Raw genomic sequence first — 13,921 nt, forward strand, 5'->3', positions numbered from 1 at the left:
TTAATATTCAGCTCTTAACTCTCTGGCAACCTGCACCATATTGGTCAGAGCTTCTTCCACTTCCGGCCAGTCACGGGTTTTCAGACCACAATCCGGGTTCACCCACAACCGTTCAGGCGGAATCTTTTCAGCCGCTTTCTTAATCAACTGTTTCATCCATTCCCGCTCCGGCACATTGGGTGAATGAATATCATAAACCCCCGGGCCAATTTCATTGGGATATTCAAACTCCTCAAAAGCATCCAGTAGTTGCATGTCGGACCGGGAAGTTTCAATGGTGATCACATCCGCATCCATGGCAGCGATGTATTCAATGATGTCATTGAACTCGCTGTAACACATGTGGGTATGAATCTGGGTATCATCCTGCACACCACCGGCTGTCAGCCGGAAACAGTTCACCGCCCAGTCCAGGTACTCTGGCCAGTCTGCCTTTCTCAGAGGCAGACCTTCCCTGATCGCCGGTTCGTCAATCTGAATGACGCCAATCCCTGCCTGCTCCAGGTCCGTCACTTCTTCGCGCAGCGCCAGGGCCAGCTGCTCACAGGAAGTTTTTTGAGAAACGTCATCCCGTGGGAAAGACCAGCGAAGAATCGTCACCGGCCCCGTGAGCATACCTTTCATCACCTTACTGGTCTGCTGCTGGGCAAATACGCTCCAGTCAACGGTCATTGGCGCAGGCCGGCTGATATCACCATAAATAATGGGCGGCTTTACGCACCGGCTACCGTAACTCTGCACCCAGCCGTACTCAGTAAAGGCAAAACCATCCAGCTGCTCACCAAAATACTCGACCATATCATTGCGCTCTGCTTCACCATGAACCAGAACGTCCAGGCCTAACGCCTCCTGTCGTTTTATTGTGGCCTGTATTTCCTGCTGCATGGACTCAAGATATTCCTGCCTGTCCAGCTGCTGTTTTCGATAAAGACTACGCTGCCGACGTATCTCTTTCGTTTGGGGAAAAGACCCGATCGTGGTGGTAGGGAACAGCGGCAACTTCAGCTTTTCCCGTTGCAGGCTATATCTTTGAGCAAAGGGAGAGTGTCGCTGCATCAGTTCGGGAGTAATGGCATCTGTTTTTTGCTGAACCTCTTCCCGGTGTATTCTTCGGGACGCTCTGCGACTACAGGCGACGGTATCTGACAAGGCTACCAGCGCCCTGGTTTTGTCGCTGTTATCACCTGACAGCGCCTTGCCCAGTGCTGCAATTTCTTCACACTTCTGTACCGCAAAAGCAAGCCAGGATTTCGTTTCTTCATCCAGCCGTTCTTCCGAGTCGAGATCAACCGGAACATGCAGCAATGAGCAGCTGGAAGAAACCCACAGTCGTTCACCCAACTTCTCACGGGCTGGTTTTAGCTGTTCCAGAATCGCTGAAAGGTCAGAACGCCAGATGTTTCTGCCATCAATCACGCCGACAGACAGGGTTTTATAAGCAGGTAACCGGTCCAGCTCAGAGAGTAACTGTTCAGGTGCGCGAACCAGATCGATATGCAAACCTTCAACCGGCAAATTAGCAACAGTAGTCGTTGCATCCTGCAAGCCACCAAAGTAGGTCGCCAGCATGATCTTGATAGCAGGTGTTTGCAGCTTGTTATAAACACTCTCAAATGCCTGCAACCACGGTTGCGGTAAATCCAGAGCCAGAATGGGCTCATCAATCTGCACCCATTGAGCACCGGTTTCTGCCAGCTCCGCCAGCACCTGCCCATAAACCGTCACCAGTTCATCAAGCAGCTCCAGCCGGTCGAAGGGCTCTCCTTTAACCTTGCCAAGCCATAACCAGGTTAATGGTCCTATCAGCACGGGCTTGGCATTAAACCCCTGCTCCTGAGCTTCTATGGTTTGTTCTATCACCGCCCGGCTGGTCAACCGGAACGTCTGTCCCTGGTGCAGTTCAGGCACAATATAGTGATAGTTGGTATCAAACCACTTGGTCATCTCACAGGCCGCTGCTGCCTGACCACTGGGCGCACGCCCTCTTGCCATCCGAAACTGGGTATCCAGAAGATTATCAGCCTGACCTTCAATGTTGCCTTCAAACCTGTGCGGAATCGCTCCCAGCATCATGGAATGGTTCAACATCTGGTCGTACCAGGCAAAATCCCCCGTAGCGACCCAGTCAATACCGGCATCCTGTTGCATTCGCCAGTGCATTGACCGTAAACGCTTGCCTTCAGCCATCAGGGCAGACTGATCGAGATCACCTCTCCAGTATGCTTCTGTTGCTTTTTTCAGCTCACGAAATTTGCCAATTCTGGGAAAACCAACACAATGTGAAGTCGCCATTGCCACCCTCCTCGGAGGTGATGTTGTTGTACGTTTATTGGATTTATTCTGATCATGATCGTCTCTGTCACGCTCACTCACAGACGTGAATGAGTGTGGTAGAGAATGAAGAATGCTTCAAATTGAATTTCAGGTCAACTAAACGACAGAAAACGTTTACAACTAACGCCGCTGCTTTCGGGGCCATACCAGACTGAACCGGGCACCACCCATCGGGCTGTGACTGACCATCGCCCGACCGTTATGCCAGTACATAATCCGGCGGACAATGGAAAGCCCCAGACCATAACCGCCAGTGTTGCGGGTACGACTGTCGTCAAGACGACTGAAAGCAGAGAAAACCCGGTCCCACTCTTCCTCGGCAATGCCCGGCCCATCATCGTCAACATCGACGCGGCAGGTCTCCTGAGTGGATGAAAAGCTTACCTGCACTTTGCTGTCGGCGTAGCGGCAGGCATTGCCAATCAGGTTCTGAATAGCACGATGGATATAGCGTCGGTCAACGTCTGCGAAACGTCTTGGATCCAGCACATTGCAGGGAATATGTTCAATGTCCACACGGCCCTGCAGACGCCCGTATTCACTGACGACCTGCGCTACCACTTTATCAACATCGTGTCGTTTATAACGAATCTCCGGAGCAGCCTGCTCCAGATTGGCATAGGTCAGAAATTCATCAACCAGGTTATCCAGTTCTTCGATATCCTTATCCATACCTTCCAGCTGCTTCTCGCGCTCCTCACTGGTTTCTGCGTCAGCAATCAGATCCAGACCAAAACGCAGGCGCGCCACCGGCGTTCGCAGTTCATGGGAAACACCGCGAATCATCTCCTTCTTCAGGCTCAGTAAACGCTGAATGTAGCCCGCCATGGCATTGAAGGCAGAAGCAAGGCGGCCAATGGAATCGGTTCCGCCAATAGAGACCCGTACATCAAAATCACCCCGGCTGAAACGGGTGGCAGCGCGCTCCAGCCGACGCAGGCGTTTCTCCATCCCACGAACCAGGATATAAATCGCCAGACTGATGGAGGTCAGCACAAACAGACCGATGGAAATCATCAGCTTAAAGGGATAAGGGTTCAGCAACCTCAGTGGCCCCAGCCGCAACAACTGGCCCGTATCCGGCAGGCTGGTATACATGGAAATACTCTGCCCCTCATCGTCCAGCAGCATCAGCATACTGCCCTGACGCAACTCCTCCTGCTGAACCGGCAGCAACCGGGCCTGGGCTTCCTTGAGCAGATGCACCGGATAGCTGAAAGAGCCGACGGCTAACGCCTGCAAACGCTGCTCCCGTTCTGCGGGTGCGTAGCGAAGAAGCTTTTCCCGGAGCAAACTCAGTGTGCCATTGATAATCTGCTCCGATATATTCAACACACTGCCTTGCAGCAACCGGTTCTGATCAAGACGGGTAGATACCAGCGCCCGACTGTTATCCAGCATCTGAACAGACACACCGGAACGATCCATATGCTGCAACGCTTTTTTACTGAGTCCGGACTGATCAACCGTTACGACTGAGAAAGGAATAGCAACGCGGTAAGCCCACTCATCCAGCCACGCCTGACGTTCCTGCTCGGGCAATTCCTGCAGACTCTCTGACACCAGCCGGAACGTGCCCCGAACCATATCTTCCCGGTACTCACCCAGACGATGGTCATTGATCAGCGTCACTGAGATGCCAGACAGCACAGCCACCAGCACCAGCGTGAAAAGAAGCCCGCCATATATTCGGAGAAAAATACTACTCACAAATCTAACCTGTTAGCGCCATGGGCCTGACGGGCACGATTCCCGGCCAGGCATCTGACTCAATCACTTTTTACAAACAGATAGCCTTTGCTGCGCACTGTTTTGATAAGGCGGGGATGCATCGGGTCATCGCCAATTTTGGGACGAATTCTGGATACCCGAACATCAATGGACCGGTCCTGACCGTCGTATTCGATACCACGCAGCTGGGCAAAAATCTCTTCCCGGCTCAGAACCCGCCCTGCATTGGAGCAGAGTAGCCACAAAAGGTCGAACTCGGCACTGGTCAGCTCAATACTGGCCTGATTCAGCCAGGCTTCGCGCATAGCGTTATCGACAACCAGCGGGCCAAATGTCAGACGACTGACGGCCTGTTCCTGTTCTTCTTCCACCGGTGCAACCGCCCGGCGCAGCAAAGCCCGGATGCGAGCCAGCAAAACCCTGGGACGAACCGGCTTGGCCACATAGTCGTCAGCCCCCATTTCCAGCCCCAGAACTTCGTCAAGGTCTTCAGCCCGTGCCGTCAGCATCAGAATCTGGCCGTGATACTGTCCCCGAACCCGGCGACAGATGGAAATACCATCCTCTCCGGGCAGCATCAGGTCCAGCACCACCAGGTCCGGGCGTTCCTGTAGAATACGTTCGACCGCCTTGCCACCATCGCCTTCCACAGTGACCTGCAGGCCATTGTTCTGAAGATAATCCCTGGTCAGGGTCGCCAGCCGCTCATCGTCCTCAACGATCAGTATTCGACCTGTCTCTGTATTTTCCACAACCAAATTTCCAGCGTATGAATTATTGTGCAAGATACTACTACACCCCCGCGCCAGAATCCTGCCTCTTAAGCAGTTACAGCGGCGGCTTATTCCAGTATCACTACCCGTTCGACACTCAATGGATAAAAACAGTTCAGGGCAAAGGCATTTTTTTCACGGCAAAATCCGCGCAAATCCGTTAAAATCTCAAACACTATATATTGTGGTTGGTGAAAGTCGCATAACTGTCGGAATTAGGAAAAATCAATAGTATTTTTCTTATTTATAATCCATATTATATTTCTTTTTATTATAAAAAAAATTGGGTCTCAACTACGACCTGTTGAATACTGCTTGAGTGCGATAAGAAAGATAAACTGCCAGTTTGCAAACACTAACATGAAAATAAATTCACAGGTTATCCACTGCATTTCCACGACACTGTCAACTTGAACTTATCCCAATACCGCATTATCTTGTGTATATAAACAAGACGTACACAACATGTTGTATACATCGTGTTCAGCACCCCACAAGATGTTATGACTGTACCGCTGACTGCGAGTACCCAAAAGCACAGATTATGGCGCTGTAAGAATGCTAAATATCAGGGAAGAATGCTTAAAGGCTCTCGGATAACCATCAGTCAGGGCTTACTTTCTAAGATACATGTTGCAGTTGATCCTGATTTTTTATCGATCCGGGTTATAAGTACACAATCAGCATCTCCCATTAGCTTTCTGGTTTCTGCCTCCTGAGAAAGATGCAGTCGACTGGCTTCGTGTCGACAACGAAAACACAATATATTGATTTACAGGTAAGGGTTGAATGAACAAAAATATCCTGGTCACCAAGCGAAACGGCGACAAGGAGCAGCTGGATCTGGACAAGATTCACAAGGTGATCGCCTGGGCTGCTGAAGGATTAAACAATGTTTCTGTCTCAGAAGTAGAGCTGAAGTCACATATACAGTTCTACGACGCCATCCAGACCACGGATATCCATGAAACCCTGATTAAATCGGCTGCTGACCTGATCTCAGAGCAAGCACCTGATTATCAGTACCTGGCAGCCAGGCTGGCGATTTTTCATCTCCGTAAAAAAGCCTACGGTCAGTTTGAGCCTCCGGCACTGTGCAGCCATGTCCAGAAGCTTTGCGAAGCCAAAAAATACGACATTCACCTCTTAACAGACTACAGTGAAGCTGAATTCAGCCAGATGGACAGCTTCATAGATCATCAGCGCGACATGAACTTCAGTTATGCAGCGGTTAAACAGCTGGAAGGCAAATACCTGGTTCAGAACCGTGTCACCGGCACCTACTACGAAAGCCCGCAAATGCTCTATATGCTGATCGGAGCCTGCCTGTTTTCCAGCTATCCAAAAGCAACCCGAATTGACTACATTCGTCGTTTTTATGATGCGGTGTCTACTTTCAAGCTGTCTCTGCCGACGCCGATCATGGCGGGGGTCAGAACCCCCACACGGCAGTTCAGTTCCTGTGTCCTGATTGAGTGCGGCGACTCTCTGGATTCCATCAACGCCACCTCCAGCGCCATTGTAAAATACGTCAGCCAGCGGGCAGGCATTGGCATTAACGCCGGAGGAATTCGTGCCATTGGCAGCCCGATCCGTAACGGCGAAGCCTTTCACACCGGCTGCATCCCTTTCTACAAGCACTTTCAGACTGCTGTAAAATCCTGCTCCCAGGGCGGCGTCAGGGGCGGAGCTGCCACTCTGTTTTACCCGCTCTGGCACTACGAAGTGGAAAACCTGCTGGTACTGAAAAACAACCGCGGGGTCGAAGAAAACCGTGTACGGCACCTGGACTACGGCGTTCAGTTTAACCGCCTGATGTACCAGCGCCTGATTCAGGGGGGCAATATCACCCTGTTCTCCCCCAGCGATGTACCCGGTCTTTACGACGCCTTTTTCCAGGACCAGGAACAGTTTGAAGTCCTGTATGAACAGTATGAAAAAGACGACCGTATTCGCAAAAAGACCCTGAAAGCCGTTGAGCTGTTCTCCCTGTTTGCCTCAGAGCGTGCCAGTACCGGTCGCATCTATCTGCAGAACGTTGACCACTGCAACACTCACAGCCCCTTTGATCCTGCCGTAGCCCCTGTACGCCAGAGCAACCTCTGCCTGGAAATTGCCCTGCCCACCAAACCCTTGCAACATGTTATGGATGAAGAAGGTGAAATTGCCCTGTGCACCCTGGCCGCCTTCAACCTTGGCAAGGTGGATCAGCTGGACGAACTGGAAGCGCTGGCCGACCTGCTGGTGCGGGCACTGGACAGCCTGCTGGACTACCAGGACTACCCGCTACCTGCCGCTTATAACGCCACCATGGGGCGTCGTCCATTGGGGGTGGGAGTGATCAACTTTGCCAACTATCTGGCAAAAAACAATGTGCGCTACTCCGACGGTTCTGCCAATGGCCTGACCCATAAAACCTTTGAAGCGATCCAGTATTATCTGTTGAAAGCCTCCAACCGGTTAGCCAGGGAACAGGGAACCTGCACCAAATTCCATGAAACCACTTACGCCAAAGGCATCCTGCCTGTCGATACCTACAAGCAGGATCTGAACGCAGTCTGTCCGGAACCTCTGCACCTGGACTGGGAAACCCTGCGCAGCGAGATTCGTGAATACGGGCTGCGCAATTCCACCCTGACCGCCCTGATGCCCTCTGAAACATCATCCCAGATCAGTAATGCCACCAATGGTATAGAGCCCCCACGAGGCTATGTCAGCGTAAAAGCCAGCAAAGACGGGATTCTCAAGCAGGTCGTTCCGGACTATGAAGAACTCCGTGGACGTTACGAACTGCTCTGGGACATCGAAAGCAATGACGGTTATCTGCAACTGGTGGCTATTATGCAGAAGTTTGTGGATCAGACTATTTCAGCCAACACCAACTATGACCCGGCTCGTTTCGAAGGTGGCAAGGTGCCCGTCAAACTGTTGTTGAAAGACCTGTTAACCGCCTACAAACTGGGTGTAAAAACGCTTTACTACCACAACACCCGTGATGGCGCAGCGGACTCCCACGAAGAGGCCGACGACGGTTGTGCCGGTGGAGCCTGCAAGATTTAACAACCCTTCAACTCAACCCAGTCGTGGTCGCTGCGGCGACCCGGATAGACACAAATACTATGAGCTACACCACTTTCAACCAGGAACTGTTCAATGCCACCGAAGAACCCATGTTTTTTGGTCGCAATGTTAACGTTTCCCGCTACGACGTACAAAAACACCCTGTCTTCGAAAAGCTGATTGAAAAACAGTTATCGTTTTTCTGGCGACCTGAAGAGGTGGACCTGTCAACAGACCGCAGCGATTTCGCAGCTCTGCCAGAACATGAAAAGCATATTTTTCTGAGCAACCTGAAGTATCAAACCCTGCTGGACTCGATTCAGGGACGCTCCCCCAATGTCGCCCTGTTGCCGATTGTCTCCCTGCCAGAACTGGAAACCTGGCTTGAGACCTGGGCTTTCAGCGAAACCATCCACTCGCGTTCGTACACCCACATTATCCGCAATATCCTGCCGGAGCCTTCAGCCGTATTCGATGATATTGTCACCAACAGCGCTATTGTTCAGCGGGCTTCCGACATCACCCGTTATTACGACGACCTGATTGAAGGCATCAACCAGTACAACGTGCTGGGAGAAGGTGAGCACCAGGTGAATGGCAAAACAGTCCACGTGTCGATCACCGACCTGAAACGTCGACTTTACCTGACGGTGGTGTCCATCAACGTGCTGGAAGCCATTCGCTTCTATGTCAGCTTCGCTTGCAGCTTTGCCTTTGCCGAACGTTCCACCATGGAGGGCAACGCCAAGATCATTAAACTGATCGCCCGTGATGAAGCCCTGCACCTGACGGGGACCCAGCACATGCTGCAGATTATGGCGGAAGGTAAGGATGATCCGGAAATGGCTCATATCGCCACGTCACTGCATAGCGAAGCCAGAGAGATATTTATTGAAGCCGCAAAGCAGGAAAAAGAGTGGGCTGAATATCTGTTCCAGGACGGTTCAATGATTGGCCTGAACAAGGATATTCTCAGCCAGTACGTGGAATACATTACCAACCAGCGCATGGCCGCCATCGGCATGGAACCGGCCTTTGCACCGATCCAGAACCCTCTGCCATGGATGAACAGCTGGCTGAACAGCGACAATGTGCAGGTAGCGCCGCAGGAAGTTGAAGTCAGCTCTTACCTGGTGGGGCAGATAGACAGCGAAGTGGGGTCGGAAGATTTCAGTAACTTTTCACTGTAGCGTCCTCTTACTGAAACGCTATAGCCATAATCGACTAACAGACGACAGGAGACTTCCGTTGGCCAATATCATCAAGATTATGGAAGGGTTCAGCTTTATTCCCAGAAGTGAGCTGAACCTGCTGGAAGCCCTGGAGTCTCAGAAGGTTAATGTCGATTACCAGTGTCGTGAAGGCTTTTGTGGCAGCTGTCAGGTACAGCTGCTCGAAGGCGAGGTGGAATACACCAGCGAACCCATCGCCTTTATACCAGAGGGTAGAATTCTGCCCTGTTGCTGCAACGCCAAAAGCGACCTGACCATCGAGATTCCCGGAGGGTGTCATTTAAAGAAAACTGAATAATATACATTTGAAAGCGAAGTATAGAGTCAGAAAAAAGTGCGAGAAGGAGGTGGCTATGTACGCCCCTGCTGTAGATGAAAGATTTCATAAATTGAGGCAAATAACTGCATTAAAGCTGCATGGTCAGCCACATCCGCCGGGCAATGCTAACAGTGTCTTTTTATTAGAGAAAACTGGCAGGCGTTACTATCTGATGCCAGCTCCTTTTTTCCCGAATAACATCAATATAAGCGTGCCGGAACTTTTTGATGGCTATTATTTGTACGTCATTCTGGCTGACCACCCCCAACAGGTCATGATAGGGCCTGATGTAACAAACGAGCAGTTTAGTGAAGAACAGACTATCGGCGGACACTCATCCATCTCTATGGGCGGTGATGTGTTATATGCCGGTGTATTAGATTTTCTTCACAGAGAACTCATTATGTGGAACAACGCTTCAGGGCATTACCTCCCCAGCGCCGCATCACGTTTCACGCAACTCACTCCCAATGTGAAACGATTACTGCCCGAAGCCTTGTTTTGTGATGGCAGCTCATGGCTACCTTAATTATCGCCCCTCCAACTGAAATGGCATGAAGCTCACCGTCCGGCTTCTGCCCAGTCATAGCAAAGAAACGTAAGCAGGCGTATTAACTATTATTGGCTGCTAGCTGGCAACCACCCTGAATTTCGATTCACTGAAACCCTTCAATAATCGGGGAGTTGCCTGCCTCATAGAGGGTTTCAATAAACCTGCTATATTGTCGAAAACAAAAATACCTGAAACCAAGAGGATCATAATCCTGTTTTCCAGATTACTACCTTTATGGGCGCTATGCGGTCTGATCGCTGGCTATTACTTCAGCTCTGCCATTGCCCCTTATAAACCCACCATGCCTCTCCTCTTAGCCATTATCATGCTTGCCATGGGGCTGACCTTGACGATAGCTGACCTGCGCGAGGCGTTAACTGATGTACGTCCGCTGGTTATGGGTGTTTGTCTGCAATTTATCCTGATGCCTCTTCTGGCCTACATCATCAGCATGAACTTCTCACTTCCCCGGGAACTGCTGGTGGGAATGATACTGGTAGGTACTGCACCCGGCGGGACAGCCTCCAATGTGCTTGCCTATCTGGCAGGAGGGCGGATTGCACTGTCGATCGGCATGACAACGCTGTCAACATTACTGGCTGTTGCCATGATGCCATTACTGAGTTCTTTGTACTTAAGTACCGTAGTTGAGGTTGATAAGGTCGGTATGCTGCTCAGCATTCTGAAAATCATTATTCTTCCAGTGGTCGTAGGAGTGCTTCTTAATTATTTCTGTCCACGGCAGGTCAGTCGTATTAAACCCTGCCTGCCCTCTGTTGCCGTTGCCGCCATCAGTTGCGTCATTGCCCTGGTGGTTGCGCTGAATGTAGACACGCTGGCCACGGTTTCTGTCGCGGTGGTTCTGGCGGTTCTTCTGCATAACATCCTGGGGCTGGTGTCAGGGTACTTTTTTGCCAGGCTGTGTGGAATGGATAGGCCCACCGCCCGTACTGTTGCTATAGAAGTTGGTACACAAAACACAGGGCTGGCAGTCGCCCTGGCTTTCAAGCACTTCACGGTTCTGGCGGCCCTGCCCGGAGCCGTATTCAGCGTAACCCAGAATTTACTGGGTGCCTGGCTGGCCAGTTACTGGTCCGGAAAACCACCGGCAGAAACAGAAAAAAACTGAATATTGGCTTGACCAGCCAGCTTTTATACGTAAAATGTCGTTCAATTTGCTAAGCTGTTTATCAGCGGCTTGCAGGACGAACGGCTACTTCCGAGGCTAAGAAAACCCGTGTTTATGTTAGTCACAGTAAAGCGTGAAGCACTGGCTCCGACTCCCTATGCCAACCGTCGTCGATTTCCCGTTTTTTAAAAGCCCCTTTTATAAGGGGCTTTTTTTTGGTTTAAAAACCCACACAGACAGGTGTTTATTAATGGAAAACCGACTCTACAAAAGAGATATCATTTCCATTGCTGACTTTGACCGGAAAGACCTTGAACTGGTTCTGGAAACTGCAGCACAACTGAAAAACTCGCCGCGCCCTGACCTGTTGCAAGGCAAAGTGATCGCCAGCTGCTTCTTTGAGGCATCTACACGCACCCGCCTGTCCTTTGAAACCGCAGTACAGCGACTGGGCGGTACCCTGATTGGCTTCTCCGACGCAGGCAATACCTCTGCCAAAAAAGGCGAGACCCTGGCTGACTCCGTCAACATCATCAGCTCTTACACCGACGCCTTCGTCATGCGTCACCCACAGGAGGGCTCAGCCCGACTGGCATCAGAGTTTTCCAGCGTACCCGTTATTAATGGCGGAGACGGCTCTAACCAGCACCCAACCCAGACCCTGCTCGACCTGTTCAGTATTCGTGAATGTCAGGGCAAACTGGATGGCCTGAAAGTCGCGTTTGTCGGTGACCTGAAGTACGGACGCACCGTGCACTCTCTGGCCCAGGCACTGTGCCACTTTGGGGCGGAATTTACCTTTATTGCGCCGAAAGCACTGGCAATGCCCGATTACATTCTGGAAGAGCTGGATGAAAAAGGCATTAAGTACCGTTTTTCTGACTCTATCGAAGAGACGGCTCCGCAGGTGGACATCATCTATATGACCCGTGTCCAGAAAGAGCGCTTTGACGAAACCGAATACAAGCACATCGCTTCCAAATACATTCTGGATGTGGAGTCGCTGAAAGACGCCAAAGAGAACCTGAAAGTTCTGCACCCACTGCCACGGGTGGATGAAATTGCTGTTGAAGTCGACAAGACGCCTTATGCCTACTATTTCCAGCAGGCTGAAAACGGTGTCTATGCCCGCCAGGCACTGCTGGCGCTGGTATTGAATGAAGTTGTGTAAACGGCATTGAAACGAATTGAGGATAAGACAATGAGAAAAAAACTTCAGGTTGAAGCGATTTGCCAGGGCACCGTAATCGACCATATTCCTGCCGGACAGGGCATTAAAATCCTGGACCGCCTGCGACTGCTGGACTCCAATGCCAGCATTACCGTCGGCTTCAACCTGCCCAGCAAAGACCAGGGCCACAAAGATATCATCAAGGTCACCAGTCGGAAGTTTACTGAGCAGGAAGCGAACCAGCTGGCATTGTTTGCACCCTCCGCGACAATCAATGTGATCGACAATTATGAAGTCGTCGACAAGTTCAAAATGGCCTTGCCAGAGAGTCTTCAGGGGGCTTTCACCTGTCCGAACTCCAACTGCATCACTCACAATGAACCCGTCGATACTCACTTCTACTTGCGTGAGCATAATGGCGATGTTCGCCTTAAATGCAAATACTGCGAAAAGAGTTTTAGCAAGGATATTGTCGCTGAATTGTAAACGGCTTTTGGCTTTTGGCTTTTGGCTTTTGGCTGTTGGCTAACAGCTAATAGCCAACAGCCATATATTTCTGGATGAAAAAGCTGCCCTGCGAACCTTCCGAAGTTTTTCATGTCTAATAGTGCGTTGGATTTTAATAAGCAGTACGGACAGGATGTGAATTATTTCTCCTCTTTAAAGCAGTTCATTCCCCACATAAAACTGACCGCCATGAGTTTTTTCTTTGGTGGCGTATTTATTGCGGGAAAAACCATTGCCGGCAACGTTGAGCCAGCGATAGCGGCATTCCTGCGTTTTGCCATCGCTACTCTTATGCTTCTGCTGATTCTGCTGTGGAAAGAGAAACAGATCCCGGTTCCCACTCGCTCCCAGTTTATGGGGTTGGCAGCTCTTGGCTTAACGGGCGTTCTGGGCTACAACCTGTGCCTGTTGATAGGTCTGGAAACCGTCTCTTCCAGTCGCAGCTCTGTCATTGTTGCCAGCAATCCGGTGTTCATTACCCTGATGTCTGTTCTGTTTCTGGGTGATCAGCTCACCTGTCGCAAACTGGTCGGTATAGGGCTGTCAGTCTCCGGCGCCGTTCTTGTGGCTTCTCACGGCAGCTGGAGCAACCTGATCGATTTCAGCTCCGGCGATCTTGCCATAGTGATCTGCGCCATTTGCTGGGCAAGCTACTCCGTCATTGGCAAATACATTCTCAACTCCCTGTCACCGCTGGTTTCAGTCACTTATGCCTCAGCCATCGGCCTGGTGATGCTGCTGCCTCTTGCCTTGTATACAGCCGATTTTCAAACGGTTCGCTCATTGGATGCCAGTACCTGGATTGCCATCGTGTATATGGGGATATTCGGAACCGTCTGTGCTTTTCTGCTCTACTATCAGGGCATACAGGCTTTAGGGGTTGTCCGGGCTGGAGCCTTCATTAATCTCATTCCGGTCAGTGCCATTATACTAGCGCTGTTTATCCTCAACGAGGAAATAGACGCATCCATCACAATCGGCACATTAATCACTATTTTCGGCATTTTTCTTATTAATTCGCGACAAAAGGCTGCCATTGGAACCAATCAGTGATACCTATGTCTAATACCTGAAATTTCTAATTGACCATAAAATTAAGTAATTCAGGTTAT

Annotated in this window: 11 protein-coding genes; 8 read left to right on the forward strand and 3 right to left on the reverse strand. The window is 50.7% G+C overall.

What is annotated here, in order from left to right; all coding sequences use genetic code 11:
- From metE to NX720_RS16160, 3 genes are all read right to left on the reverse strand, one after another.
- Complete coding sequence (gene metE, locus NX720_RS16150; RefSeq protein ID WP_262595886.1) at nt 1–2,292, reverse strand: 5-methyltetrahydropteroyltriglutamate--homocysteine S-methyltransferase; 2,292 nt, start codon at nt 2,290–2,292, stop codon at nt 1–3.
- A gap of 162 nt (nt 2,293–2,454) precedes the next feature.
- On the reverse strand, nt 2,455–4,044 hold the full coding sequence (locus NX720_RS16155) for an ATP-binding protein (protein ID WP_262595888.1): 1,590 nt from the start codon (nt 4,042–4,044) through the stop codon (nt 2,455–2,457).
- Between the two features lie 59 nt (nt 4,045–4,103).
- Nucleotides 4,104–4,817 (reverse strand): winged helix-turn-helix domain-containing protein, encoded by a 714-nt coding sequence (locus NX720_RS16160; RefSeq protein ID WP_262595891.1) that lies wholly within the window; start codon nt 4,815–4,817, stop codon nt 4,104–4,106.
- A gap of 810 nt (nt 4,818–5,627) precedes the next feature.
- Here NX720_RS16160 and nrdA point away from each other — a divergent pair.
- The 8 genes from nrdA to NX720_RS16200 all read left to right on the forward strand — a co-directional run bounded on the left by nrdA (nt 5,628) and on the right by NX720_RS16200 (nt 13,862).
- Nucleotides 5,628–7,898, forward strand: coding sequence for a class 1a ribonucleoside-diphosphate reductase subunit alpha (nrdA, locus tag NX720_RS16165; protein WP_262595893.1), 2,271 nt, complete (start codon nt 5,628–5,630; stop codon nt 7,896–7,898).
- A 59-nt stretch (nt 7,899–7,957) separates the two neighbouring features.
- A complete protein-coding gene (nrdB, locus tag NX720_RS16170) occupies nt 7,958–9,088 on the forward strand; it encodes a class Ia ribonucleoside-diphosphate reductase subunit beta (RefSeq protein ID WP_262595894.1) in 1,131 nt (376 codons plus the stop codon).
- Nucleotides 9,089–9,146: 58 nt separating this feature from the next.
- A complete protein-coding gene (gene yfaE / locus NX720_RS16175; protein ID WP_404831001.1) occupies nt 9,147–9,428 on the forward strand; it encodes a class I ribonucleotide reductase maintenance protein YfaE in 282 nt (93 codons plus the stop codon).
- Between the two features lie 55 nt (nt 9,429–9,483).
- Nucleotides 9,484–9,978, forward strand: a complete 495-nt coding sequence (locus NX720_RS16180; protein ID WP_262595896.1) for a hypothetical protein — start codon at nt 9,484–9,486, stop codon at nt 9,976–9,978.
- Nucleotides 9,979–10,303: 325 nt separating this feature from the next.
- Nucleotides 10,304–11,131, forward strand: a complete 828-nt coding sequence (locus tag NX720_RS16185) for a bile acid:sodium symporter family protein (RefSeq protein ID WP_262595898.1) — start codon at nt 10,304–10,306, stop codon at nt 11,129–11,131.
- Between the two features lie 250 nt (nt 11,132–11,381).
- On the forward strand, nt 11,382–12,302 hold the full coding sequence (gene pyrB, locus NX720_RS16190; RefSeq protein ID WP_262595899.1) for an aspartate carbamoyltransferase: 921 nt from the start codon (nt 11,382–11,384) through the stop codon (nt 12,300–12,302).
- Between the two features lie 30 nt (nt 12,303–12,332).
- The gene (gene pyrI / locus NX720_RS16195) at nt 12,333–12,788 is read left to right on the forward strand and encodes an aspartate carbamoyltransferase regulatory subunit (protein ID WP_262595901.1); all 456 of its coding nucleotides are present in this window, start codon (nt 12,333–12,335) and stop codon (nt 12,786–12,788) included.
- 111 nt (nt 12,789–12,899) lie between these two features.
- Complete coding sequence (locus NX720_RS16200) at nt 12,900–13,862, forward strand: DMT family transporter (protein ID WP_262595902.1); 963 nt, start codon at nt 12,900–12,902, stop codon at nt 13,860–13,862.
- Nucleotides 13,863–13,921 lie beyond the last annotated feature (59 nt).

This window comes from Endozoicomonas euniceicola (assembly GCF_025562755.1).
GTDB lineage: Bacteria > Pseudomonadota > Gammaproteobacteria > Pseudomonadales > Endozoicomonadaceae > Endozoicomonas_A > Endozoicomonas_A euniceicola.

Excerpts from the sequence above, each read along its gene's own strand:
- nrdB (WP_262595894.1), top strand. The coding sequence starts at position 7,958 with ATGAGCTACACCACTTTCAACCAGGAACTGTTCAATGCCACCGAAGAA.
- NX720_RS16200 (WP_262595902.1), top strand. The coding sequence starts at position 12,900 with ATGTCTAATAGTGCGTTGGATTTTAATAAGCAGTACGGACAGGATGTG.
- metE (WP_262595886.1), bottom strand. The coding sequence starts at position 2,292 with ATGGCGACTTCACATTGTGTTGGTTTTCCCAGAATTGGCAAATTTCGT.
- pyrB (WP_262595899.1), top strand. The coding sequence starts at position 11,382 with ATGGAAAACCGACTCTACAAAAGAGATATCATTTCCATTGCTGACTTT.
- NX720_RS16180 (WP_262595896.1), top strand. The coding sequence starts at position 9,484 with ATGTACGCCCCTGCTGTAGATGAAAGATTTCATAAATTGAGGCAAATA.
- nrdA (WP_262595893.1), top strand. The coding sequence starts at position 5,628 with ATGAACAAAAATATCCTGGTCACCAAGCGAAACGGCGACAAGGAGCAG.
- NX720_RS16185 (WP_262595898.1), top strand. The coding sequence starts at position 10,304 with ATGCCTCTCCTCTTAGCCATTATCATGCTTGCCATGGGGCTGACCTTG.
- pyrI (WP_262595901.1), top strand. The coding sequence starts at position 12,333 with ATGAGAAAAAAACTTCAGGTTGAAGCGATTTGCCAGGGCACCGTAATC.